Annotated in this window: 28 protein-coding genes and 2 tRNA genes; 18 read left to right on the top strand and 12 right to left on the bottom strand. The window is 61.9% G+C overall.

Translation table 11 applies throughout. The features are described from left to right. Position 1: 1 nt before the first annotated feature. The 3 genes from MchiMG62_RS02810 to MchiMG62_RS02820 are packed head-to-tail and all read right to left on the bottom strand — an operon-like array spanning position 2 to position 1,968. Positions 2-289: a KEOPS complex subunit Pcc1 gene (locus tag MchiMG62_RS02810; protein WP_221057792.1), complete on the bottom strand. Its 288-nt coding sequence runs from the start codon at positions 287-289 to the stop codon at positions 2-4. Continuing rightward, a complete protein-coding gene (locus MchiMG62_RS02815; RefSeq protein WP_221057793.1) occupies positions 286-1,503 on the bottom strand; it encodes a DHHA1 domain-containing protein in 1,218 nt (405 codons plus the stop codon). The genes MchiMG62_RS02810 and MchiMG62_RS02815 overlap by 4 nt, the downstream gene beginning before the upstream one ends. Positions 1,504-1,509: 6 nt before the next feature. After that, on the bottom strand, positions 1,510-1,968 hold the full coding sequence (locus MchiMG62_RS02820; RefSeq protein WP_221057794.1) for a 30S ribosomal protein S15: 459 nt from the start codon (positions 1,966-1,968) through the stop codon (positions 1,510-1,512). A 246-nt stretch (positions 1,969-2,214) separates the two neighbouring features. Between MchiMG62_RS02820 and MchiMG62_RS02825 the strand changes: the two genes are divergently transcribed. Both MchiMG62_RS02825 and MchiMG62_RS02830 read left to right on the top strand, forming a co-directional pair. Beyond that, positions 2,215-4,440, top strand: a complete 2,226-nt coding sequence (locus tag MchiMG62_RS02825) for a PAS domain S-box protein (RefSeq protein WP_221057795.1) — start codon at positions 2,215-2,217, stop codon at positions 4,438-4,440. A 33-nt stretch (positions 4,441-4,473) separates the two neighbouring features. Next, positions 4,474-4,544: transfer RNA gene (locus MchiMG62_RS02830), tRNA-Gly, on the top strand. 22 nt (positions 4,545-4,566) lie between these two features. Here MchiMG62_RS02830 and msvR read toward each other — a convergent pair. Beyond that, positions 4,567-5,397, bottom strand: coding sequence for a transcriptional factor MsvR (gene msvR, locus MchiMG62_RS02835; RefSeq protein ID WP_221057796.1), 831 nt, complete (start codon positions 5,395-5,397; stop codon positions 4,567-4,569). 81 nt (positions 5,398-5,478) lie between these two features. Here msvR and MchiMG62_RS02840 point away from each other — a divergent pair, with 81 nt between their 5' ends. Then, entirely contained in the window at positions 5,479-6,693 is a 1,215-nt protein-coding gene (locus tag MchiMG62_RS02840; protein WP_221058608.1) for an FprA family A-type flavoprotein, read from the top strand. 69 nt (positions 6,694-6,762) lie between these two features. On the opposite strand, the gene MchiMG62_RS02845 is transcribed toward MchiMG62_RS02840, so the two are convergent. Continuing rightward, positions 6,763-7,932, bottom strand: coding sequence for an MFS transporter (locus MchiMG62_RS02845; RefSeq protein WP_221057797.1), 1,170 nt, complete (start codon positions 7,930-7,932; stop codon positions 6,763-6,765). A 199-nt stretch (positions 7,933-8,131) separates the two neighbouring features. On the opposite strand from MchiMG62_RS02845, the gene MchiMG62_RS02850 reads away from it, so the two are divergent. From MchiMG62_RS02850 to MchiMG62_RS02865, 4 genes are all read left to right on the top strand, one after another. Beyond that, complete coding sequence (locus MchiMG62_RS02850; protein WP_221057798.1) at positions 8,132-9,190, top strand: lysylphosphatidylglycerol synthase transmembrane domain-containing protein; 1,059 nt, start codon at positions 8,132-8,134, stop codon at positions 9,188-9,190. A gap of 101 nt (positions 9,191-9,291) precedes the next feature. Then, positions 9,292-9,969 carry a DUF5612 domain-containing protein gene (locus MchiMG62_RS02855; protein ID WP_221057799.1) on the top strand — a complete coding sequence of 226 codons (678 nt, stop codon included), beginning with the start codon at positions 9,292-9,294 and terminating at the stop codon, positions 9,967-9,969. Continuing rightward, complete coding sequence (locus tag MchiMG62_RS02860; RefSeq protein WP_221057800.1) at positions 9,969-10,544, top strand: L-threonylcarbamoyladenylate synthase; 576 nt, start codon at positions 9,969-9,971, stop codon at positions 10,542-10,544. Before MchiMG62_RS02855 ends, MchiMG62_RS02860 begins: the two co-directional genes overlap by 1 nt. Positions 10,545-10,547: 3 nt before the next feature. After that, on the top strand, positions 10,548-11,477 hold the full coding sequence (locus tag MchiMG62_RS02865; protein WP_221057801.1) for a DNA polymerase subunit beta: 930 nt from the start codon (positions 10,548-10,550) through the stop codon (positions 11,475-11,477). A 263-nt stretch (positions 11,478-11,740) separates the two neighbouring features. Here the strand turns inward: MchiMG62_RS02865 and MchiMG62_RS02870 are convergent, their stop codons facing one another. Continuing rightward, positions 11,741-12,403, bottom strand: coding sequence for a CRISPR-associated protein Cas4 (locus tag MchiMG62_RS02870; protein ID WP_221057802.1), 663 nt, complete (start codon positions 12,401-12,403; stop codon positions 11,741-11,743). Between the two features lie 119 nt (positions 12,404-12,522). Here MchiMG62_RS02870 and MchiMG62_RS02875 point away from each other — a divergent pair, with 119 nt between their 5' ends. From MchiMG62_RS02875 to MchiMG62_RS02895, 5 genes are all read left to right on the top strand, one after another. Further along, complete coding sequence (locus MchiMG62_RS02875) at positions 12,523-12,819, top strand: DUF3467 domain-containing protein (RefSeq protein WP_074369791.1); 297 nt, start codon at positions 12,523-12,525, stop codon at positions 12,817-12,819. 73 nt (positions 12,820-12,892) lie between these two features. Continuing rightward, positions 12,893-12,964: transfer RNA gene (locus MchiMG62_RS02880), tRNA-Thr, on the top strand. Between the two features lie 261 nt (positions 12,965-13,225). After that, on the top strand, positions 13,226-13,507 hold the full coding sequence (locus MchiMG62_RS02885; RefSeq protein ID WP_221057803.1) for a hypothetical protein: 282 nt from the start codon (positions 13,226-13,228) through the stop codon (positions 13,505-13,507). 139 nt (positions 13,508-13,646) lie between these two features. Next, positions 13,647-14,753, top strand: coding sequence for an SDH family Clp fold serine proteinase (locus MchiMG62_RS02890; RefSeq protein ID WP_221057804.1), 1,107 nt, complete (start codon positions 13,647-13,649; stop codon positions 14,751-14,753). Positions 14,754-14,771: 18 nt separating this feature from the next. Further along, positions 14,772-15,035 carry a hypothetical protein gene (locus tag MchiMG62_RS02895; protein ID WP_221057805.1) on the top strand — a complete coding sequence of 88 codons (264 nt, stop codon included), beginning with the start codon at positions 14,772-14,774 and terminating at the stop codon, positions 15,033-15,035. A 1-nt stretch (position 15,036) separates the two neighbouring features. Here MchiMG62_RS02895 and MchiMG62_RS02900 read toward each other — a convergent pair whose 3' ends face one another. The 3 genes from MchiMG62_RS02900 to MchiMG62_RS02910 all read right to left on the bottom strand — a co-directional run bounded on the left by MchiMG62_RS02900 (position 15,037) and on the right by MchiMG62_RS02910 (position 16,879). Continuing rightward, complete coding sequence (locus tag MchiMG62_RS02900; protein ID WP_221057806.1) at positions 15,037-15,426, bottom strand: type II toxin-antitoxin system death-on-curing family toxin; 390 nt, start codon at positions 15,424-15,426, stop codon at positions 15,037-15,039. Positions 15,427-15,895: 469 nt separating this feature from the next. Next, positions 15,896-16,096 carry a RelB antitoxin-like protein gene (locus tag MchiMG62_RS02905; RefSeq protein WP_054847631.1) on the bottom strand — a complete coding sequence of 67 codons (201 nt, stop codon included), beginning with the start codon at positions 16,094-16,096 and terminating at the stop codon, positions 15,896-15,898. Positions 16,097-16,270: 174 nt separating this feature from the next. Then, positions 16,271-16,879, bottom strand: coding sequence for a hypothetical protein (locus MchiMG62_RS02910; protein ID WP_221057807.1), 609 nt, complete (start codon positions 16,877-16,879; stop codon positions 16,271-16,273). Between the two features lie 403 nt (positions 16,880-17,282). Here MchiMG62_RS02910 and MchiMG62_RS13285 point away from each other — a divergent pair, with 403 nt between their 5' ends. Then, complete coding sequence (locus MchiMG62_RS13285; RefSeq protein WP_280636171.1) at positions 17,283-17,417, top strand: hypothetical protein; 135 nt, start codon at positions 17,283-17,285, stop codon at positions 17,415-17,417. Between the two features lie 11 nt (positions 17,418-17,428). Here MchiMG62_RS13285 and MchiMG62_RS02915 read toward each other — a convergent pair whose 3' ends face one another. Beyond that, on the bottom strand, positions 17,429-18,094 hold the full coding sequence (locus MchiMG62_RS02915; RefSeq protein WP_221057808.1) for a dihydrofolate reductase family protein: 666 nt from the start codon (positions 18,092-18,094) through the stop codon (positions 17,429-17,431). Between the two features lie 122 nt (positions 18,095-18,216). On the opposite strand from MchiMG62_RS02915, the gene MchiMG62_RS02920 reads away from it, so the two are divergent. The 3 genes from MchiMG62_RS02920 to MchiMG62_RS02930 all read left to right on the top strand — a co-directional run bounded on the left by MchiMG62_RS02920 (position 18,217) and on the right by MchiMG62_RS02930 (position 20,943). Next, on the top strand, positions 18,217-19,422 hold the full coding sequence (locus tag MchiMG62_RS02920) for a deoxyguanosinetriphosphate triphosphohydrolase family protein (RefSeq protein ID WP_221057809.1): 1,206 nt from the start codon (positions 18,217-18,219) through the stop codon (positions 19,420-19,422). A 135-nt stretch (positions 19,423-19,557) separates the two neighbouring features. Continuing rightward, positions 19,558-19,899 carry a hypothetical protein gene (locus MchiMG62_RS02925; RefSeq protein WP_221057810.1) on the top strand — a complete coding sequence of 114 codons (342 nt, stop codon included), beginning with the start codon at positions 19,558-19,560 and terminating at the stop codon, positions 19,897-19,899. A gap of 216 nt (positions 19,900-20,115) precedes the next feature. Further along, the gene (locus MchiMG62_RS02930) at positions 20,116-20,943 is read left to right on the top strand and encodes an esterase/lipase family protein (protein WP_221057811.1); all 828 of its coding nucleotides are present in this window, start codon (positions 20,116-20,118) and stop codon (positions 20,941-20,943) included. On the opposite strand, the gene MchiMG62_RS02935 is transcribed toward MchiMG62_RS02930, so the two are convergent. Then, on the bottom strand, positions 20,897-21,187 hold the full coding sequence (locus MchiMG62_RS02935; protein WP_221057812.1) for a hypothetical protein: 291 nt from the start codon (positions 21,185-21,187) through the stop codon (positions 20,897-20,899). The genes MchiMG62_RS02930 and MchiMG62_RS02935 overlap by 47 nt on opposite strands. A 108-nt stretch (positions 21,188-21,295) precedes the next feature. Between MchiMG62_RS02935 and MchiMG62_RS02940 the strand changes: the two genes are divergently transcribed. Both MchiMG62_RS02940 and MchiMG62_RS02945 read left to right on the top strand, forming a co-directional pair. Next, entirely contained in the window at positions 21,296-21,865 is a 570-nt protein-coding gene (locus tag MchiMG62_RS02940; protein ID WP_221057813.1) for a hypothetical protein, read from the top strand. A 157-nt stretch (positions 21,866-22,022) separates the two neighbouring features. Beyond that, positions 22,023-22,814, top strand: a complete 792-nt coding sequence (locus tag MchiMG62_RS02945) for a 4Fe-4S binding protein (protein ID WP_221057814.1) — start codon at positions 22,023-22,025, stop codon at positions 22,812-22,814. A 16-nt stretch (positions 22,815-22,830) separates the two neighbouring features. Here the strand turns inward: MchiMG62_RS02945 and MchiMG62_RS02950 are convergent, their stop codons facing one another. After that, positions 22,831-23,529 (bottom strand): mechanosensitive ion channel family protein, encoded by a 699-nt coding sequence (locus MchiMG62_RS02950; protein ID WP_221057815.1) that lies wholly within the window; start codon positions 23,527-23,529, stop codon positions 22,831-22,833. Positions 23,530-23,657: the final 128 nt, after the last annotated feature.

A 23,657-nucleotide genomic window follows, 5' to 3' on the forward strand; every position in this document is an offset into this window, starting at 1 on the left:
ATTATCGATTTTTCAACCCATTTGATCCTGATTTCACTCCGGAACTCCCTGATCCGCTCTGCCGCCGCATTGAGGCGGCAGTGCACACGTCCTCCGCTATCGCCAGGTTCATGAGGTAGTCGTCCACCGAGGCGATGATCGACCGGAGCCTGGTTCCGTCGATCTCGGCCCGCACCCCGCCCTCGATCGGGAATGTCCTGATCAGGGTGAGGTTGTCGGGTTCGAGTGCCGCGGCCACGCAGCCGGGGAGGCTGTGCGGCGTCTCGATCGTGCCCTCGATCCGGATCATGCGGGAACCGCCTCCAGGAGTGCCTGCCTGAACCGGTCGGCCTGGTCGGCGCCGATCCGGGCTCCGGCTCTCAAGCGGTGTCCGCCGCCCCGGCCGCCGCACGCTTCCGCGATCGTTCGCATCAGCGCCTCGAGGTCGAGGTCGATGCCCGGTGGGCAGCGTGCCGAGACGGAGCAGTGGTCGCCGCTCATGCCGATGACGAAGACGGGGCCGGTCCGGACGAAGTCGTTTGCGAGCGCGTCCGCGACGTCGCTTGCAACCCCTCCGTCGCCCACCTCAAAGATGGCGACGCGCTCGTCGAGGCGGCGTGCCCCGCGGATGCCGGCGACGACCGCCTGCCGGTAGCGGGCGGTGATCTCCCAGGCTTCCTGGAGCGCGTGACTCGAACGAAGACAGAGCGATGCGCCGATATCCCCGTTCCCGGCCTTGCCGCAGGCGTCGACGACGGCGGCGAGATTCAGGGCCTCGTCGATCACCTCCCGGCCGAGGCTGTAGGTGGTGCCCCAGATCCCGCAGAGTGCGGAGACCGAGGCGTTCGGGGCGGTGGTGAGGACGAGCCGGGTGAGGAGCGACTCGATATCCATGTCGTCCTCGTCGGTGATCTCTGCAACCAGCGTTCGGGCGGCGTCGGGCTCGCCGGAGAACCCGGGGAGGTAGGGGTCGACGGCGAGCGAGAGCTGCTCGGCGAGCCCTCGTCCCGGGAGGCGGAGGCCGCGACGGGGCGTTATGAACCCGTTTGCGATGCCTTCGTTCACGATCTCCCTGTTCGGGCCGTCGAGTGCCTGGCCGTCCCCGATGATCCCGAGAAGCGCGAGCCCCGCGAGATCCCGGTTGTCTCCCATGCGCTGGGCGACGAGGTAAGCCGCGCCGGCCGCCGAGAGATCCCGGTCGCCGTCGATTCCGGCAAGGTGCGGGTTGACGTGATAGTCTCCCTCGAAGCGGGGCAGGTGGTGATCCACCACCATGACGTCGCCGGGGAGGTCCGTGAGTGCCGATCCGAAGTCGCAGAGCAGCACGCTGCCGTCGCCCGGGAGGTCGGCCGTGGCGATGCCGGGGCGGATCCTCAGCCGGAACCGTCCGCCCTCGCGGAACATGGCGTGGCAGAGGATGGATGCGGCGGCTATACCGTCGGCATCGTGGTGCGCCAGCACCTCCACGAACTCCTGCTCGAGCAGGCGGTCGGCCAGGCTTGCAGCAGCGGCGTCAAGCGACATGGATCATCAGCGGGTGAGCAGGATCTCCGCGGTCTCCGGTTTGTAGGTCCAGCCTTCCGGCATCCGTCCGGACTTGACGTAGTACTTGACCAGTCTGCGCACCTTGGATTCGGCGATCTGCAGCTGCCGCACGTTGTGGACGTCTTTCTTGTTCTCCGCCAGGTGTTTCCTGATCCCGAGCGCTTTCTGCATCAGGTTCCGGAGATCCTCGGGGATCTCGGATTCAAGCCCCTTCTCGCGGAGGATCTCGCTTATGCGCTTGCCCGTAGCGAGTTTGACGTCGGGTACGGCGTATCGATCCCGCAGCGCAAGGCCGATCTGGCTGGTCGACATGCCGTCTTTACGAAGATCGACGACGATCTTCTCGATCTCTGTTGCGTCCGTGTTGGACCACTCGGGTGCCTCCTTCCGGTAGGGCCGGACGGAACCGCTGGTTCCGCGACGCCGAGCGTACATTCTTGCCATTCATGCACCTCCGATAGATATACTATGTTAAGTCCAGAAAAGAGTCCTTTAACTGACTAATCTCTGTAATCCCGAGCCCTTGCGGGCAGTGCTTCCGGGAGCACGTCGGACTTACCATAGCCAGCACGTGATCGTGCTGCAATATCGTTCGCTACAGGACGTCTTAAGGATATCGGAGGCGCGCCCTGTTTCCCAGGAAATGCATTTCCTGGGGTTTTATCATGGTTTAGAGCGAATTCTATGATAATGGGAGTTCATCCGGGCTACCATCTCGCGAATGCTTCCGCAAAGGAGCATCTGTTCACCTACGGGATCATCGTCTCCACCCTGCTTGCGTTCGCCATTACCGCATATTGTCTCTCTGCAGGGATATTTGTGGTCTGTTCCCATCTCTTCTACGTCCCGATCATACTTGCGTCCTATCGCTGTCCCGACCGGGGCATCGCGTTCGCCGGTCTGCTTGCCGCCGGGTACCTCGCGGAGGTCATCACGTTCTCCCCGGGCAGCGGGTTCGAGGTCGTGAATGCCCTGCTCAGAACCGCGCTCTTCCTTGCCGTTGCCGCCGTCGTGTCGCAACTCTCTGCCCGCCTGCAGGCACGGGAGAGCCGGTACCGGGGGATATTCGAGACGTCCGGTGCGGGGCTCTTCCTCTTCTCGCCCGCGACCGGGAAGATCGAGGAGATGAACCGCGGGTGCGCCGAGATGCTCGGGTATCCCGGGGACGCTGCCCTGCCCCTGGATGCGGCTGCGGTCTGGCCCGGGTATGCCGGGGCTCCGGGGGTGAACAGGATTGAGAACCTGGACTGCACCCTCACCGGACGGGACGGGAAAGCCTGCCCGGTTCTCCTTTCGGCGAACCCGCTCCCCGACCGGGATCTGGTCTGCGTGGCGGTCACCGGGATGGCAGAGCAGAAGCGGGCGGAGAACCGGCTCCGGCGTTCGGAGGAGACCTACCGGGTCATCCTCAACACCGCCGATGTCGGGGTTCTCCTCACCGACCCCGGGAGAAGGATCGTGGAGACGAATACGGCCGCGGTCCGGCTCTTCGGTGGGGCCGGTCCGGAAGACCTGATCGGGCGGAACCCTGAAGACCTGATCGCAGCGGGATCTCGCGAGGCTGCCCGGGTCTACCGGGAGCGGGTCCTCTCCGGGGAGACGCCTGCGCCGGCTGAGTGTGCCTTCTGCAGGCTTGACGGCAGTGAATGGCCCGGGGAGGTCTCGGCCACTCACCTCCCGAGGGATGGCGACGCTCCGGAGCGGCTGGTCCTCTCCATCCGGGACGTTACCGAACGGCATCGGGTGGCGAAGAGGATGCGGGAAGAGAACCGTCGCCTCTCGATCGTCAACGAGGTGGTCGCCGCCGCGACTGCGTCCCGCCGTCTGGACAGCCTTCTTGGGGATTCGCTCGCGAAGATCGTCGACCTGCTCGAGTTCGACGAGGGGGCGGTCTACCTGATACCCCCGGGGAGCGATACGGCGGTTCTCCATGCCCGGGAAGGGACGGACCCGGTTCTGCCGCAGACGGTCCGCCTCGATGATCTCTTCTGCGAGACTTCTGTCCCGGCAGGCGAGGTCTACTGCATCGAGGGGCTCCAGGGACGGTATCCCGGCTCCGGAATACGGGCACCTGTCATGGTGCCCATTCCCGGCGACGACGGGCTGGTGGGGTGGATCGCGCTCGGAAGCAGGGCACGCAAGACCGCCCCGGAGACCGAGCGCGACATTCTTCTCGATATCGGGAAGGAACTCGGCAACGTGGTCGTGAAGGGGATGCTCTACGAGGAACTGGAAACGGCGCTCTCGGAGGTCAATCTCTACGTGGATATCCTCACCCACGACATCAACAACGCGAACACGGCGGCGATGGGCTACCTGCAGATGTACCTCGATTTCGCTGCCGGGTCGGACGGGGCGATGGTCGAAAAGTCGCTTGCGGCCGTTCACCAGAGCAACGAGATCATCCGGAACGTATCGACGCTCCGCAGACTCAAGGCCGGTCCCGTGGAACTCAGCCCGGTCCCGCTTGGACCCGTGATCCGGGGGATCTGCAGTTACCATACGAGCGCCCGCATCGCCTGCAACGGAGTGGACGCAACGGTTCTCGCCGACGACCTCATCGGCGAGATCTTCACGAACCTTATCGGCAACGCCGTGAAGTTCGGGGGGCCGGATGTGGAGATCGTCATCAGCGTCCGGGAGGAAGGGGATGCGGTCATGGTCACGGTTGCCGATACCGGTCCCGGGATCCCCGACGACCTCAAGTCGCGCATCTTTGAGCGCTACCAGCGCGGAGAGACGAAGAAGAGCGGGAAGGGTCTTGGCCTCTACATTGTCTGGATGCTCGTCGAGCGCTATGGGGGGAGCATCCTCGTCGGCGACCGGATCCCCGGCCATCCCCGGGAGGGGGCGGCTTTCGTGTTCACCCTGCCCCGTTACCGCCCTGTTGCGGCTACGGGTGAGGCGAATGTTTAATCTTCTCCTGGGTCAACATGTACTGGTACCGGTGCGATAGTAGTCTAGCGGTAGGACAGGGGCTTCCCAAGCCTCTAGCCCGGGTTCGATCCCCGGCTATCGCATGACGTTTTTTCCTGTTGTTTGCTATTTCCCTTCCAGCATCCCTGTGCCGTCACACGGTTCTCCGCCGCCTTCGACGACGATCTCGAACCGGCAGTGATCGGACCCCATCGAGTAGCACCGGGTCTCGACCGCTTCTGCCGGCCGGTGGTAGTGGCGGGAGAAAAGCGCCCGGAGGATGCCTGAGTCGAACGCGCACGCAGGCTTCCCCGTCACCGGCAGGTCGACGCATTCGAAGCAGTCGTAGACGAGGAGGACGAGCGGCTCCGTCTCCGCGACCTCGATCCTTCCCAGGCGGTGCTCCTCCCAGAACCGGGCGATGTTCGCGCAGAACGCCCCTGTATCCGGGTCGGCAACCGCCGGATAGAGTTCTTCGCCGATCCGCTCCCCGGCCCGGGAGAGGAGCGGATCGAGGAGGACTCCCTCCTGCATGAGCGCCACCCGGATCGTCCGGAACGCGAGCCGGTAGAACGCGTTGGGGTCGCCCGACCCGGGTCGGTACATCCCGGCATAGGCGGCGAGGTCGTCGACCACCCGCTCCTCCGGCGAGACGCTTGCGACAAGGTCGCCGGTGAGGAAGAAGATCTTCCTCCGGGAGTCCTCCGGGTCGGGCCGCGACCCGATCACGCCCGCCGTCGCGAGGTCCTGGAGGTGCACCGAGACCGTTGATTTCGCCCGTCCCGCGAGGACGACGAGTTCCTCGAACGTATACTCTCGCTCCCTGAGTGCTGCGAGGATACTACGTCGCACCGGGTTCCCGACCGCCCGCGTGCCCGTGGGGGTCGAATAGAGGTCTATGTCACGCCCCGGTCTCGGCCGGCCGGCCCTCCCCCCGCCGGTCATCCCCTGATCCATAGGTACAGATCGAAAGGGTGATATATCAATTGTTCGGATATACTGGAATGTTCGTATTGTATCGAACAAGGTATGATGACAATGATGGCTACGGAACTTGCCCCCGGCGTCCACTGGGTCGGGGCAATAGACTGGAATCTCCGGGAGTATCATGGCTACACCCTCCCGGGAACGACCTACAACGCCTACCTCGTCCGGGGTGAGAAGACGGCGCTCATCGACGGCGCCTACCACGGTTTCGAGGGAGAGGTTCTCGGCCGCATCGGGTCCGTCTGCGACCCGGAGACGATCGACTACATCGTCGTGAACCACATTGAGATGGACCACTCCGGCACCCTGCCCGCGCTCGTGAAGAAACTGCCCGACACCCCGATCTACTGCACGGAGCGGGCCCGTGCCGGTCTCGCCCGCCACTATGACATCACGGGATGGAAGATCCGGGTCGTCAAGAGCGGCGATACCCTCGACCTCGGCGGGAAGACGCTCACTTTCCTCGAAGCGCCGATGCTCCACTGGCCCGACTCGATGTTCACCTACCTCGCGGAGGATGCCATTCTCTTCCCGAACGACGCGTTCGGACAGCACGTCGCAAGCGCCGCCCGGTTCGACGACGAACTCGGGCACGGCGCGGCGATGGCCCACGCGCAGAAGTTCTTCGCGAACCTGATCATACCGCTCGCGCCTAAAGTCCTGAAGAAACTCGACGAGGTCGGAGGTCTCGGGATCGATATCAGGATGATCGCCCCGAGCCACGGCATCATATGGCGGTCGCACGCCGGCGATATCCTCAAGGCCTACGTCGACTGGAGCCGGGGCGTTGCAAAGGATAAGGTCACGATCGTCTACGACACCATGCACGGCTCGACCACGATGATGGCGAAGGCGATCGCCGAGGGGGTCATGGCCGAAGGCGCCGATGTCCGGGTCTGCCTGCTGCGGGACGGGCGCTACGAAGGAACGCACAGGAGCGACATCGTCACGGAGATCCTCGACTCGAAGGCGGTTCTCGTCGGGTCGCCGACACTCCAGGACGAGGTCCTCCCCACGGTGGCCGGGTTCCTCAGCTACCTCCGCGGGTTACGGCCGGGCCGCCTTACCGCAAAGAAGATCGGGTGCGCGTTCGGGTCCCACGGTGGCATGGGCGGCGCGGTTGCTCAGGCGGAGGCGGCCCTGAAGGCGGCCGGGATCGAGGTGATCGACGGCGGGTTCCACGTGAACTACCGGCCGGACGCCGACGAGATTGCCCGGGCGTATGAACTCGGCCGGACGGTGGCGCGGGAGATCCGCGCCCGGTAGTGCCGGGGTTCGTGCGCCATCCCTCAGCAATATTATGCCGGACAGATCGTCCCGCCACCTCTTTTTTTTTCAGCCCGCCGGTGCGGCAAACCCGCGTCTCATCCAGGCGAATGCTGCGAGCGCCCCGACCTGCATCACGACCATGAACCCGACGACGAGCGGGACGGCGACTGTGTAGGCCCACCCGATGACGGCGCTCCCGGCAAACCAGGCAGCCCCGTAGACGGTGTTGAATATCCCGTATGCCGTCCCGCGCTTGCTGATATGGGTGTAGTCGGCGACGGCGGCCCTGAGGATCGTCTCCTGCGCACCCATCGCCGCGCCCCAGAGCACCACGGCGGCAAGCGCGAGGGCGTAACTCGTCCCGAAGGCGAGGAAGGGGATGCCGATGGCAAGGAGCGGCACGGAGAGGAGGGTGACAAGCCCGAACCGGTCGTATGCCCGCCCGATCGTGAGGGCTGCGATGGCATCGACGCCCATGGCGACGGCGTAGAAGAGCGGGATCTCTGCTTCTGAGACCATGCCGGTGACGGCGAAGTGGTAGGCGATGACCGGGAACGCCGCAAATCCGGCCATGGTGAGCGCGGTGAAGACGCCGTAGGGGAGCAGGGACCCCGGGAGGCTGGTTCCGCGGGAATCGGGGCCGCCAACCTCAAGCAAAACCGGTTCAGGCGCCCGACGCCGGGCGAAGAGGAGGGCGAGGATCATCAGCACGAACGGGACGGCGAGGATGGCGAACCCGCTCCGGTAGTCTCCCTGCGCAAGGATGATGGCGGTAAAGATTAGGGGTCCGATGACCGCCCCGACCTGGTCGAGGGCCTCATGCACGGCAAATCCCCAACCCCGGCCGACCGTCGCCGTGGCATTCGCAAGGATGGCGTCCCGTGCCGGCACCCTGATACCCTTCCCCACCCGTTCGAGGATGAGGAGAAGCGCGGCGGCCTCCCAGGACCCGGCAAGCGCGAGGAGCGGGACCGCGGCGAGCATCCCGTAGCCGATGAACGTGATCGCCCAGTAGTGCCGCGTGGTGTCGGCCAGGTACCCGGAGACCAGGCGCAGGGCGTAGCCAAGGAACTCACCGAGCCCCGCGACCACCCCGACGGCGAGAGCGCCGGCACCGAGGATGTAGAGGTAGGGTCCGGAGACGCTCCGTGCCCCTTCGTAGATGACATCCCCAAAGAGGCTTACGATGCCGAAGAGGACGATCACGGTGTAGGCTGCACGGTGTCTGCCGTCCATCGATGGTAATCTGTCGCTTATCGCCCATAAATCCTCTCCGACGGCCTGGGGTGTCCTCCTCTCGCCCCCGACTGTTACCGGCCCGGAGGAGGAGCTGCCGGATCCAAGACCCCGGGGGAACCATAATCACGGCCTCCCGCCACCTACCCTCTCTTGTGGTGCACCACTGGATAAGGAGCCGCCGGGGAGGGGGACCGGCATGAAGAACCTGCGCTGGATCGTGCTCTCGCTCCTCCTCAGCAGCGCGGCTCTCATCGGGCTGCTCGCAGCGACCTTCACCCCGGCAACAAGGGCCTACCTCGGGGAGGTCGGCGGCGTCGCCCTCCTCCTCGCCTTCGCGCTCCGGGCCGGATCGATCTTGTGCCGGGTGGTCCGGATCGGGGTCATCTGCCGCGGCCTCGACTACACCGTGCCGTTATCGAGCCTCGCGATCACCCAGAGCCTCTCGTTCTTCGCCGGCTCGTTCACCCCCGGCCAGGTGGGCGGCGAACCCGTCCGGATCCACCGGCTCTCGCGTGCCGGGCTCGCCGTCGGGGACGCCGTCACCGTCGTCGTCGTGGAACGGGTGCTCGACCTCACGGTCTTTGCCTCCCTCACCTTCGCATCCTTTCTTGCCGTCCGGCATCTCTGGGGTTACCTCGCCGCGACCGTCCTCTACCCGGTGGCGGTCTTCCTCGTCCTTGTCCTCGTTCTTCTGCTCGCGCTCGTCGTCCTGATCCGTCGCCCGTCCCTCGCGAACCGGGTTATCGGCGGCGTTGCCGTCCGGGTGCTCGACCGGTGCGGCCGGAGCCGGCACTGGCTCCGATTCTGTCCGGGCTCAGACGGTGCGGAGAGGCTCGCGGAGCGGATTTCCCGTGAGACCGAGATCTTTGCCGCGAGTTCTTCCCGGTTTGCGAGAGCTGATCCCCGGGCGCTCGGCGGCGCGATCCTGGCGAGCATCCTCGACTGGGTCTTGCTCTTCTCCACGGCGTCGGCGCTGCTCGTCGCTCTCGATCTCCCGCCGTCTTTTCCCGAGTCGTTCCTCTTCCAGGGCATCCTCCAGATGATCGCGGCCGTCCCGCTCATCCCCGGCGCGGCCGGGATCGCGGAGCTCGGCGCCGCCACGCTGTACAGCCGGATCGTGCCCACCTACCTCCTCGGCCTCTTCGTCGTTCTCTGGCGGCTGATCCTCTACTTCCTCAATATTCCCCTCGGTCTCCTTGCGGCGGCTCTTGCGGCGAGGGAGAAGGCGGACCCCCGCCGCACCGAAAACCTATAACCCTTAGGAGACCAAAATCTATCCTTTAACGCGGATATGACGAAAAATACCCTGTTCGTGAAACGATCGGAGGACGTTTCGATCTCCTGCCGGGGAGGGTCATGACCACCGATACCGAAATGTATGCCCTCTCGATCATCACCGAGAACCGGGCCGGCGTGCTGCGCGACGTGGCCACGGTGATGGCGGATTACCGGGCAAACATCCAGATGATCCAGCAGTCGATCATCGCCACCGGCCCGAACGCCGGGAAGGCCTACCTCTACTTCGAGTTCGAGGAGTGCGGGAACCGCCCCGAGCTCGTCGCCGACCTGGCACGGGTGCCGTCCGTCGCCGACGTCACCATCTACCCGCCGTTCTCCCGGATATTCGGGTCAAGGGTGATCATCATCGGCGGCGGCGCGCAGGTGGCTCAGGTGGCGATGGGCGCCGTGAACGAGGCGGATCGGCACAATATCCGCGGCGAGCGGATATCGGTGGACACGATCCCGCTCGTCGGAGAGCAGAACCTGGCGCTCGCCGTCGACGCGGTGGCGCGGCTCCCCCGGGCGTCGATCCTGGTGCTCGCCGGGTCGCTGATGGGCGGCGAGGTCTCGCGGGCGGTGGATCGGGTCAAGGCGGCGGGCATCCCGGTGATCGCCCTCAAGATGGCAGGGAGCGTTCCTGCGCATGCCGACCTGATCGTGACCGACCCGATCCAGGCCGGGGTCTTCGCCGTGATGCACGTCAGCGGCAAGGCCGTCTTCGATATCAACCGTGTGCGGGGGCGCGAGTTCTGATGGACCCGATCGATATGGCCGTCCGGGTGCTCTCGCGCGACGGGCTCGTCGTCTACCCCACCGAGACGGTCTACGGTCTCGGGGCGGACGCCCTCTCGGAGGACGCGGTGATGCGGGTGTACGAGGCCAAGAACCGGCCGGTGAGTAAACCGATATCGGTCGCGGTCTCGGATATGGAGATGCTCGACGCCGTTGCGGTGGTGGACGACGCCGCCCGGGCGTTCATCGAGCGGTTCCTGCCCGGCCCGGTGACGGTGGTCCTCCCGGCGAAGTCCTGCCTCCCGGAGATTCTCACGGGGGGAACCGGGCTTATCGGGGTTCGGTGGCCCGACCACGAGATCGCCCTTGCTATCATCTCGCGGCTCGATACGCCGATCACGTCCACCAGCGCGAACATCTCCGACGACATCCCGCCGACCCGCCCCGAGGAGGTCTCCGTCCCCCACGACTACCTGGTCGACGGCGGGGAACTCTCGGGGACGCCGAGCACGGTGGTGGATCTCACCGCCCGGCGCATCCTGCGCAAGGGCGCGGAATGGGAAGCGGTTGAAGCGTTCCTGGAGACCCTGGGGTGATTCATGCAATCGGTACGACTCCGTGACTTCATCGAGGACCGCGAGGGATGCCTCTATGCGGTCTCGAACTACGACAACGCCGGGCGGATCGGGTGCATCCTCCGCTATGTCCCCGACGCGGCCGGGGAGCGGACGAACCGTGCCGGCCGGCGGTATCACAAATACGATTTTGTCGAGTCTTTCGACTGGATCCGGGCACACAGGCCGGATTACCTGGACACTGTCCACCGGGTGCCCTGCTGCGACGTGGTCCGGGTCTATAAGCCCGAGGAGGAGGTCGCCGGTGTGGCGGCCCGGAACGTCCGGGTGGCGCGGCTCCTCGCTCGCCTCTCCCTCCCGGCGGGCTCGTTCGGGTGCACGGGTTCGCTCCTCTGCGGCCTCGAGAACGAAGCGTCGGATATCGACCTGGTGGTCTACGGCGACGCCTGGTTCGTCGCGCAGCGCCGGCTCCGCGACCTCGTGGGGAGGGGTGTGATCCCCTCGATGAGCACCGCGATGTGGCGGAAGGTCTACGATAAAAGGGTGCCCGAGATATCGTTCGACGCCTTCGTCCTGCACGAGCAGCGGAAGTGGAACCGGGGCGAGTTCGAGGGAACCTACTTCGACCTCCTCTACACCCGCGCCTACGGGAACCTGGACGCGGTTCCGGCCGGCGTGGGGAAGGTGGTCGGCCGGGCGACGATCGAGGCGACGGTCACGGACGCGTCGCTCTCCTTCGACAGCCCGGCGGTCTACGCGGTGGACCACGACGAGATCTCCCGGGTGCTCTCCTTCACCCACACCTACTCGGGCCAGGCGCTCGCGGGGGAGGTCATCGAGGCGAAGGGTGTCGTGGAGGAGCACGGCGACGAGCGGTGGCTGATCGTCGGGACGACCCGCGAGGCGAAGGGCGAGTACATCGTCTCGAAGACGCTGCTCGAGAACGCCGGGTAGTGATACGCTCCTGCCTGACCGGGCACCGCTGACTCACGCGAAGAACGTGAGGCGCATGTGGCTATTGGCGTTCCCCTTCGCGGCTTCGCGTCTTTTGCGTGAGGTCGTATCGTTGCTCAGCCCTGCCATCTCACGCGAAGGCGCGAAAAACGCGAAGTTCGGCAGATAGGTATGGCAACTCCCCTTCGCGCCTTCGCGTGAGAAGATATCAGGATCAGAACTCCAAAGTCTCTGTCTTTGCACCCTTCGAAGTTTGGCTATTTTCAGAAGAGGTCGGAGAGCCGCCGCGGCCCGGCGGTGCACCGCTCAAGGTGCGGGCAGCCCTCGCAGGGAGCCCTGAGGGGCCGGGGCGGGAGTTCGCCCGCGACCACCCGTTTTGCCGCCCGGATCGCCTTGATCATCTCCCGCCGGTCCCGGGGCTGCGGTTCGACGTAGCGGCAGACGCCGCTCGCGACGTACTCGACATAGCCGCCGGCGACGGGGCGGCCGAGGGTTTCGTTGAGGCAGGCTATATAGCACGCGACCCGGAGCCGGTCGGTGGTGTAGACCCCGGCTTTCGGCGCGGCGCTCGACCGGGCGACGGCGAACGTACCGTCCTCGAAGACCTTATCGACTCTTCCCCGGATGCCGAGGGTGTCGGACTCGACGGCGAGGTCGACCTGGACGGGCCGCTGCCACGCGGTCGCGCTGCAGGCGGCGATGCACTCGTCGAAGAGTTCCCGGACGTCCTCCGCTGCTTCGGGGAGGACGCAGAGGATCTCCTGCCATATCTGCTCCGGCTCCAGGAGCTCCCCGAGGTGCGTCGAGACCTGTTTGCAGACGGTGTAGCGGGGCGACTCCGGGTGCTCTTCAGAACGCTCGAAGTAATAGCGCCGGGGACAGGTGTGGCAGGCGACGACGCCGGATACCGGGATGTAGTCGGTCATGCACAGGGTTCCGTTTGACAGGAATTACGCCCTCCCGCTATTTAGCGGGGTATGCTCCGCACCGGTGGCGACCCGGCCAAGACCAACTCTTATGCCGGAGCGGGTCACAGATGATGGGTATGGCAAACCGCGAGATATCGGTCAACATCCCCGGCAATCTCGACCCGGTCTACTCCAACCGCATCCAGATTGCCTACAAGGAGGACGAGTTCACGTTCCTCTTCCTGCACGAGATCCCCGGCATGAACCAGGCGCGGGGGAAGGCAATCGTCTCGATCAGCCCCCGGCACGCGAAGAACCTGGTGGAGGTGCTCGCGAAGAGCGTCGCCGACTACGAGCAGAAGTTCGGCAAGATCACCTCCCCGGAGGCCGCTGCGCAGCAGGAGAGCAACGTCACCATCCGGGGGTACTCCTGAGCGGGACCGTGCCGGCGGGCCCCCGGCAGGTGATACCTTTTTAATTGCGGAGGTGCAACATTCTAAGGCAGTTGCCGCTGTGGCTTAGTGGTATAGCGGCTGATTCGTAATCAGCAGGCCGGGGGTTCGAATCCCTCCAGCGGCTTCTATTATTCACGTTTAATTCCTTCGGGCAATCCATATATGGTTTTTTCCGATCACAATGTGTGCTGAACTTAGTCGTACCAATAATCGATACAAGAAACGCACTGCGACAAACGATGTGAAGGGGTGGGGTGTTCCCCCTGCGGTCCCTGTAAGAATTGAGAGATTGCGTTTCTCTGGGATATATTTGAAAGGCATACACCAAGGCATTAAAGAAACTGGAAATAAACAGATATTCAAGGTAATAAGTAAGTGATGGGATGTGTACAACGAAAATCGTGATAAAATTCTCTTAATTCTCGGTGCAATAGTTGCTGTGCCTATTATCTACCTTTTATCGTCTATGCGTGGGGGTCTTGCCGAAGTATTCTTCAGTGCTGTTGATACATTCTTTGAGAAATTGGGGATTCATGGATTTGGAAAACTCCTGTCTGCGTTGCTTGGTCTGGTGCCGCCTCTCCTGGAACTAGGCATCGCGCTTCTCATACTCGCATTGATTGGAGCAGTCTTTTCACTCATATTAGATGCATTCCGAATTCGTTAAGGAGCCCAAGCGAATAACCGCAGTTAATGGTGATTTCTTAAGTACTCGCCTCATCGGTTTTGCGATTTGACATAGTTCAGGACGTATAGTGCAGAATAAATCCACCATCTTAATATACCGTTTTATCCAAGGTTCTCTCATGACCTACGCCGAGAGGGTCGATCTCTACAAGCAGATTGAGGAAGAGCGTGAACGGCCGCTTATTACATACGTTACCAGTTCAAGACCGAATGCCGAAGGAATAATTGCTTCCGATGTTATTCCTGAAATCTGCCGGCAAATCCTCAAAATACCCCCTGATAAAAAGGAGATTGATCTCCTCGTTGTAAGTCGAGGGGGCGACCCAATTGTCTCTTGGCGAATCGTCAGCCTGCTTAGAGAACGGTTTGAGAGTGTAAACGTCCTTATACCCTATGAAGCCTACAGTGCCGCGACACTTCTTGCACTCGGAGCGGATGAAATTGTAATGCACCCGTTCTCTAATTTAGGGCCTGTAGATCCGCAGCTGCATGGAACTAAGAAGGTTCCGGGGTTACCAGGTCAGCAAGAAGAGGTCCGCTTTGGCGCCGAGGACCTTTCACACTTTCTCGACTTCGTCAGGAAAGATGTTGGTATCTCCGATCAAGAGCAACTGGAACGGGCTTTTGAACTCGTGTGTCAGGAAGTTGGTTCGATCCCGATAGGAATTGCAAAGCGAAGCTCGAACCTAGCGCTCTCACTCGGAGAAAAACTTCTTCGACTGCATATGGGTGACCACACTAAAGTGAAGGCGATATCGGAAGCACTCAATAAATCATTCTATCATCACGGGTATCCGGTAGGACGGAAGGAAGCGAAAGAGATCGGGCTTGAAATCCTTGATGCACCTGAAGAGCTCGAAAAACTTATGTGGGCAGTTTGGGAAGACATTGAAGCGGAAATGAAATGCAGAGAGCCGTTTCAGCCGCATACAGTTGTAATGCAGGAGCCATCGTTTTCTCAACAGCCAGAACCCACCCAACAAATACAGGTGCCACCGGTTGGCCCTCCGCATCCCTCAGGGCAGTCTTTCTCGCCGATGATCCAAGGGGTTCAACCTTTAGGTGTTGCACAGATCGAGTATGACCTATTTCAGGCAACAGTGGAAAGTACCCGCATGAGAAGCGAGTTTAAAACAAAGCTTAAAATAAGCGCAGTACGTATGTCGGACCTGAACATTAATATCAATGTAACACCAATTTCACAAGGCTGGAAAACACTTGACTAAGAAAAGGAGGTAGGGAAGATGTACTCGAGGATTAGGAAATCGGACAGCAACGAGAGTATTATTAAATCCATGGGCCCATACCGCTTCCACTCCTCTGGAAATTCAATCGCCTCAGTGCAGAGTTCTGGTTCGTTCGGCCCGATTGGGACGATTACCATTGTCTCTCCCCTTCAGTACCCTATACCAGAGGCGCGGGAAAAGGCACCAAAGCCTTCAAAACAGGAAGACTTCAGAATGCTCATGAAGAAAAATAAGAAAACCCTTGAGCTTCTAGCAAAATAGATCAACAACCTTTTTTCGTGACAGAGCGTAGCCAAGTCTCGACTTCTTCCATTGTCTTTTTGCCCTCTGCAATGGCTCTTACGAAGCGGTCATTCTCCTCATGAGAACTCACGGTCTCGTATCGTTCAGGGGTTCGGAGCAGGACAAGTGAGGCGAGTTGAAACGCTATCCGTTTATTTCCCTCGATGAAGGCATGCCCTGTCGCAAGACCGTGTAGAATAAATGCCGCTCTCTCAAATGGATCAGAGTAACCACTACTGAATTCAATGACAAAGTAGAGATTCCCGGGAGTGAGCAATTTACCTTCCATTCCCCGATCCTCCTCGCGATCGCTCGCCAGGATGATCTCAATATGATAGCCGATAATCTCCTCGACCGTGAACTCTTCCATCAGGTTCTCCTGCTATGCCTCTATCCGAGCGCTGCGCCAGAAAGAATAGTGAAATGTTAACGGTACTCGTGAAAAAAGGTTGTTGATTGGTGTACCGTAAATATCGATATCTGTAGATAAGATCCCAGTGACATCGGCGAAGATATCTTCCAGGTTGACTGCCAAGTTACCTCTGACCCGAAACCATGGCAAGCAACACCGGCCCCCTGCCCCTCCTCCCGGCATCGTGTTTGTCCCGCACCTCCCGGCAGCACGCTACTTCTTCATTGGATCGGCACTCACAGGGTTCGGCACCGGGACGCTCGGCCTGCTCCTCTGCGCCCTCGGGTGCTCTCCACCGGCTTTGCCACCGCGAAGCCAGGAGCGAAACCGCTGTTCTCCGGCCGTTCCCGGCGATGGGATGGTGAGCAGGCTCTGTTATTCTGCCAGATCCTTCAAAAAAGTCTTCTTATATCGGCAATGGACCATGCTATCGCTTCTTCATCTGCGCATAGCACCGTTGCGCCCCATTGAGCGAGTGGGTTTCTTCCTCCTCGACCTCTTCCATTGAGAGCGCGAGCCCGCAGTCTTCGAGGAGTTCCTCGATCTTCTCGAAGGCTTCAATGTCAAGAACGACCCCGATCTTCCTGTCGTTGTCGGTTACGATGTATTGCCGCTTGATATTGATCACCGCTTGCCACCTCCTGCCGTTCTCTCGCCTATACGGGTGTCCTGGGGGAGTTGAACGATAACTGTCGAGGTGTTCCGGTGCTCTGCCGCATCCGGCCGGACGGGGCGAGGGAGGGTGACGCCGATTCCTGTTCAAAATGAGAACTTTGCCTTTCTACACATCATACCGGGCTTTTCAGAACAGCCACTCCCAGATCCTCATCCGGTAATACTTATTGATACTGATATTGGGATCCCCATCGAGCATCCGGCTCACCCGCATCTTCATCTTATACGATTTCTTAACCTTCAGGAACGTCTTGCTGAAGAGCGTGTTGGAGGACATCACCTGGTTGAGGTAGCTGTACTGCTCCTTTATCGATTCCAACTTCAGGCCGGCCGAAATCTCGTCGCAGTCTTTCGATCCCACATCCCTGAACGTATGACAGTCCCGTATGAAGTCCGTGAAGATCTTCACTCCCTGCTCGTTCCTGTTCAGGGTCGCAGTCAGGTTCAGTATCTTATCGGAGAATGAGATCACAAATATCAGAAAACCCAGGAATGCAATCACGTTTCTCGTGTCCTGCTGGTCGTGGAAGGGAAGCGACAGTGAAATCAGGATGTCCGGATCTACGATACTCAAGAACGCAATGGATGCCGAGAACAGTAGAATGGCTAATGACAGGCTGGTTGAGATCCATTTGTACTTTCTATACTGGTACGCACAGATCTCCCTGGACAGACCGGCCTTGTCCGCTAAATTATTAACCTCGTTGATGCAGTCTTCTACGGTTTTCCCGCTCATTGGAGTTCCTCGCAGTTGCAATTAATCGTCGACGAATGCGGTTTGGATTGCTTCAGGAGCGCTCTATCCGGAATTAGCATATTGGGGCGTAACGGCAAACCCTGCTGAGAAAAAATCGTGTAAACAAGCGGCGGAATCGATACCTCCGCCGAAGAAAAGCAGGCACCGTTTTGACATCGTCAGACCATGTAAAATGGTCGATTAATTGGATATATATGTTCTGGAACTTCTTTGCCCCCCATCGGTTCTGTAATTGGTTATCTGCCGTATCAGGTCCGGCAGGATTCAACCTCTACCGACAGGCCGGCAAAAAAACAGATGCTACATCCCACTCCTGATCTGATATCCATGACAAACGAAACCGGTACGGTGGCCATCCCCCTCTCTCCTCGGCATCGCGTTCGTGCCGCACCTCCCGGCGGCACCTTACTACTTCATCGGATCGGCACCGACGGAGTTCGGCACCGGGACGCTCGGCCTGATAATCTGCGTCCTCGGGGTGCTTCTCGCCGGGTTTGCCACTGCAAGGAGGGAGTGAAGGCCGACCCCTCACTTCTTCACGGCGTAGACCAGATGTATCGTCCCCTGCTCCATCGGCACGGCCTTCCGGAGTTCGAGCGCCGTCCGCCCCCCTGCCCGGCCGAAGAGCTTCTTCTCTCCCTCGCCGACGATGACCGGATGAACGATCAGGCTGATCGTATCCGCAATCCCCTCCCGGATCAGGACGTCGTTCAAGTCCGGGCCGGTATCGGAAACCACCCGCGTGATCCCGAACCGCTCCCCGAGTTCCCGGAGAGCCCCCTTAAGGTCAACCCGGTCCTTGCCGCACCGGATGAACGGGTACTCCCGTTCGCGGAGGTAGTCGAGGTAGTCCTCCGGCGTCGCCTCCGAGACGAGGACGACGACGTCCTTCGTGTGCTCCATGTTCCGGTAGAAGTGGAGCAGATCTTTTAGTATGCCTCTGCTGTCGACGATGACAGAGATGGGGCGCGGATCGTCCGGCAGGACCGCGGGCCGGTGCCGGTCCGTCTCCGTTTCAGTCTCGTTGATGTCCATGAAGAGTTCGATCCCGGTCTTTGCCGTGGCCGAACCCGCGAGGACCGCCCCCGGCTCGAAGGCCAGGAGCGCGCCGTAGTGCAGCCCGAGATCGACCTCGAAGCCCCTCACTGCGTGATCCAGGCTCACGCTGTTGTGGATGATGATTTCAGGATACATGCGAGGAGATACGTCTGTTCGGGATATAACACGCGCGAATCCTTCCCGGCCGGCCACGACCTGACCGGAAGAGAAAACCCTATCCCTCTCCCTGCCGAGAACTCCTTGTCGGAGGACGCCCGATGGAGATCCCGAAGAGTATCTTTGACCGTATGGCAGGAAGCATGGCCGACCGCGAATCCCTCCTCTCGCCCCGGGCGACCCGGAACGATGACTACCTCAGGCGATCCGGCCGCAAACCCGAGGATCCGGTCATCCGGCCGCCGTTCTTCCGGGACGCCGACCGGATCGTCCACTCGAAGGCCTACTCGCGCTACATCGACAAGACCCAGGTCTTCTACCTCGTCGAGAACGACCACATCACCCACCGCGTCCTCCACGTCCAGCTGGTCTCGAAGATCGCACGGACGATCGGAAGAGCCCTCGGCCTGAACGAGGACCTGATCGAGGCGATCGCCCTCGGCCACGACATCGGCCACGTGCCCTACGGCCACCTCGGGGAGACGTTCCTCGACGAGCTCTGCGTCGAACACGGGCTCGGGGGGTTCCGGCACAACGTCCAGAGCGTCCGGTTCCTCGACGTCGTCGAGGACTGCGACCTCACGCTGCAGGTGCTGGACGGGATCCTCTGCCACAACGGCGAGGTCCATGACCGGAGCCTCACCGTCGAGGGCGAGGCCGACTGGGACTCGTTCGCGGGGAAACTGGAGAGGATCGAGGCCGGAGGCGACGCGCTCCCCCTCACCGCCGAGGGATGCGTCGTCCGGTGCGCCGACAGCGTCTCCTACCTCGGCCGCGATCTGGCGGATGCCCTCGAGGTCGAGGTTATCGGCGAGGATGATCTCGAGGACTTCCCCGAGAACTGTATGCACCTCTTCGGTATCGCCGGACACAAAAAGGAGGCATTTTCCGATATCAACCGAAAAGTGCTCGACGTCCTGATCCGCGACATCATCACCGGGAGTTACGATGCCGACTGCATGGCCTTCTCCGCCGAAACGTCGGCGTGCGTCGCGGCCTTCAAAGAGTTCAACATGCAGCACATCTACAATAACGAGAGGCTTATAAAGAACCGGAAGAAGATCCGGTTCATGTTCCGCTACCTCTTCGGCCGCACGTTAGAGGATATCGAGAACGGCCGGAGGGATTCGCCGGTCTATGAAGATCTCGTCAACGCCCCGTGGGCGTCCCGTGCGTATGTCGGTGCCGCGGCGCCGGAGGAACTCGCGAGGGACTTCATCGCCGGGATGACCGATCGCTACTTCGAGTGGGTCTTCCAGCAAAGCATCCTCCCGGAGAGAGTGCGGTCGAGGTACCGGGGATGGTGAACCACCGTGGCCGGCGGTTGAAGTGGGGTTTCATCTGCCCATTATCGCTGTATTTGTCTGAAATTCTGCTTAAAACCCATGAATATAACCCGATGGTTCCTACGTATTCTTATATCGCCCTGAGCAATGCATGCTATGCATAAGCGAATCCTTATTCTCGGTCTGGCTGCAGTGCTCGTCCTGACAGCCGGTTGCATGGGGCTTGGCGGTCCCAACCCCAAGGTCGTGGAGGACTCCATGGTCACGGATATCAGCCTCTCCAAAGGGCTCGGATATGCCGTGAACGCGGTGATACAGAACGACGGGGGCGACGGCGACGTCACCGTGACGATGAAACTGATCGATGAGGAGAAGGGTTTTGTCCGGGACGAGGCATCGACAGTGATCTCCATCCCCTCAGGGGAGACAAAGAAGGTCAGCCTCACGCTGGACGGGGACATCGGCCGGGATTACGATTACAGGATTGAACTGAACTGATCCGCCCCGCCCGCCGCGAGGGGATCTCCCCTCCCGGCGGGAGTCTCGGGACAGCCTCGCGAACAACCCTTTTTTCGAGTTCGGCACCGCTCGCATGGTGCTGCTGGGTAGGCGTCAACGGGCATGCGGCAGGGGGAGGCGTGCGGGCCCGGCCTCGATACGTGCCTGCTGGCCCCGCCGAAACCTACATCGCGAGCGGCGTCGGATCATGAATGAATGAACTCGTGCTGCCCGGCCATCCTGGTCCACGGCTGGCGGAGCCATCCCGGTATCTGGAACCGTCTCGCTCCCGCGCTCTCGGACGCCGCGGTGCCCCTCTGGAACTTCGACCACACCGCGATGCAGGGCGCCGGAACGGAGACGATCGCCCTTGCTCTCCGGGACTACATCCACAAAAAGCGTGATGAGACCGGCTACGCCGGCCCGGTCGACATCGTCTGCCACTCCATGGGGACGTGCATCGCCCGCTACCTCCTCGAGGTTCTCGACGGCGATGCACGGGAGGAGCAGGTCCGACAGCTCGTCGGGATCGGCCCCCCGAACAACGGCTCGGCCATGGCTGAACTCTTCAACGATCCCGAGCGGGGCTCCGAAGTGATCCGGCGACTTATCGGGGTCTTCGTGCCGGAGGACTACGACCCCGGGGAGGACACCATCGTCCAGGAATTCCGCCCCCGGAGCAGGACGATTGCGGCGCTCCGCCGTGCCGGAACCCGCGACGACATCGCCTACCGGATCGTCCTCGGCGCGAACCTCACCGCGGACCCGGCGTTCTTCCCGGCATTCGGCGGCAGAACCTGGGAGTTAGCCCCGGACGGCGGGTGGCGGACAACATATGCCGGCGACGGCATCGTCCCCCACTCCGACTCGCACCTCCCGGGTGCGGAGGTGGACGTCCTCCCCGCGGCCCCGGCGAACCTCGCCCGGAACCCGGAGCTCTACTGTCACACCATGCTGCCGAGAAACCCCGAGGTCGTCGCCCGCGTCAGGGACTACCTTACTCTCTCTGCAGGGCCCGCCGTGCGGACTCCGCCCAGGAGTTGATCGCCCGTTCGAGATCCTCGCCGGCCTTCCGTGCCGCCTGCTGGATATGCTCGTGTCCTTCGGGCGTCCCGAAGAGGTGCTGGCCTGTACTCACCACGTCGTTGACCGCCTTCCTGACCGACTCCGATGCCTCCTGCATCCGCTTCTCGATGGTGGGGGTGGCCGGTGCCGGTTCCTCCTCCGGTTCGGGAGCGGGGTCGACGACCCACCGCCCCTTTTCAAAGCGACCTTCAGTCTCGCTCATATGCGAGGGTGTAGGTCAGCCCGGGATAAAAACCTGGCTTTTCTGCACCGCCATGCCTCCCTCCGGGGGATGCGCAGGTTCATTTACCCGGGGGACTACAGGTGCGATATGGTCCGGGTTGCCGCCGTCGAGGCATGCATGCAGGCTCTCTCACCGGGCACCTGCCGGTTCCGGGTTGCACGGGCCGTTGCGTTCGTGCTCCTCTTCCTCCTGGCGGTACCGCTCCTTCTCGGTTTCGCCTTCGGCGTCTCCCCCGCGGCGGTCTTTGCCCTTATCGGTTCGACCCTTCTCCTCCAGGCGGCCGCGGCCGTCGTCGGCCTCTCGCTCGGGCTGCACCCGGTGGTCGTCCTCCTCTTCCTGACGTCGGTGGCCGCCGCCGTCCTGATTGGCATCCTCGAGGTCTGCGACCTGTTCGCAGAACGCTCCCGGACGATCCAGAGACTTTTGTCGAAGATCGATGTAAAGACCGGGAGTATCGATTACCTGAAACGCTACGGCGCCCTGATGCTCATCCCGGTCATCTGGATCCCCGGGATTGCCCTCTACGGAACCCCCGTCGTCGCGTGGATCTTCCAGTACCCGCGGGCGATCTCCCTCCTCTGCATGCTTGCCGGATGGATGATCGCGGTCATCGTGGTCATGGCGGCGACGATGGGGCTCGTTCGCCTGGTCTTCTAGGTTTGTTTTGCACCAGCAGGCTGTCATCTCCCGTCCCGATCCACAGAGACGAGGCGGTCACGTTCGAGGCATTTCATGTGCCGCGTGATCGTCGACACCGCCACCCCCGGGAGGACACCAAACACTTTTCCGGGCAGCCCGCCAGAGATCGATAGCCATGAACGATGACCTGAAGGCGGCCGTCCTCGAGCGGTGCCGGAGGATGGAGATCCCGCTTGCCGGGGTCGCGAGCACGGAACGGTGGGAGAACCCCCCGTTCCAGCCCTGGATGCCGGAGGAGTTCTACCCGCAGTCGATCTTCCCCGAAGCCCGGTCGGTGATCGTCATCGGTCTCCCGGTCCACCTCCCGGTGCTCGAGACCTCCCCCTCGATCTACTACCACGAGCTCTACAAGACCGTCAACACCCTGCTCGACCAGTACACCTACCGGCTCGCCTCATTCCTCAACGACGAGGGTTTCCCCTCGGTCTTCGTCCCCCGCGACGGCTACGGGAGCATCGAGGTGCTCCAGAAGAACCCAGTCGCCTTCTTCTCGCACCGCCACGCCGCCCTCCTCGCGGGGCTCGGGACATTCGGCGTGAACAACACCCTCCTCACCCCGGAGTACGGGCCCCGGGTCAGGTTCGGTTCGGTCTTCACCGCCGCGGACCTCCCGCCCGACCCGCTGCTAGCGGGGGACCTCTGCACCCGGTGCATGCTCTGCGTCCGTGCCTGCCCCGTGAGCGCGCTCAATGAGGAAGATTATCCCGAGGGCCTCACCGACAAGGCGGCCTGCGCGCGAAACAGCGCCGACCTCGCCCGCCGCCACATCTCCCCCTGCGGCATCTGCATCAAGGTCTGCCCGGTGGGGGAAGACCGGCGGCATTTCGGCCGCAACGCCCCTGCAGGCGACGAGGATCCGCGCTACCGGCGCGCCGTGGAACACGTGCGGAAATACGGCGGGCTGTAAGCCCGCCAAAAAAGGGTTATTCTCTTCTCACTCTGCCCATCAACTGGTCCATTAACTCCGGCGCCCGGTCGCGCAGGCCGAGCCCGACGATGATGGCGATCGCCGCACCGATGCCGAGCCCAACGCCCCAGGCTATCGGGACGACGAAGACGTAGATGATCGAGAGGTCGAGCAGGAGCTGCTGGAGCGCGAGGATGGCGACGACGAAGTAGAGGAACGCCCGCAGCAGCATCGCGATCAGCCCGAAGCCCTGGATACTCTGCACCTCCCCAATGTTCTGGAAGATGTCTATCAGCCAGTCGATCAGGATGATCCCGATGACGAGGATCAGGATGAACGCGACGATGTTTGGGATGTAAGCCAGGATGGCCGCGACCGCCGCTGTCAGGGCCGGGATTTGCAGGACGCTGACCGCCGTGAGGATTGCGATGAGGTAGATGAACCAGCGGACGATAAGGTCGAAGAGGCGGCTTATGTTCATCGTGGATCGTTCGATCTGCTGGCCGGCCGATGTCTTCCGGAGTGCGTCGTCGACACCGAACCTGTCGAGGACTTCGGCAACGACCCTCCCGAGGATGCGCCCGAGGATCCAGCCGATAATGAGGATAATGATTGCTGCAATGAGATTCGGCAGAAATAGAATGACGTTACGGGCCAGTTCTTGAACCGGCTCAAATGGCGCCAATACCTGCGCCGCGAGGTCTCCAGTTGCCACGGTATACCACCGGGGGAAGGATATGGTAGGTACTATATAAATCTTGATGCACCTGCCGCCCTCCCGATCGCGGGGACTCTGTTGCCGGAAAGTGCGATATTCCGGCAGGAACGACCGTCCGCAGGATG

Origin of the sequence: Methanoculleus chikugoensis, from assembly GCF_019669965.1 — an archaeon.
Taxonomy (GTDB): Archaea; Halobacteriota; Methanomicrobia; order Methanomicrobiales; family Methanoculleaceae; genus Methanoculleus; species Methanoculleus chikugoensis.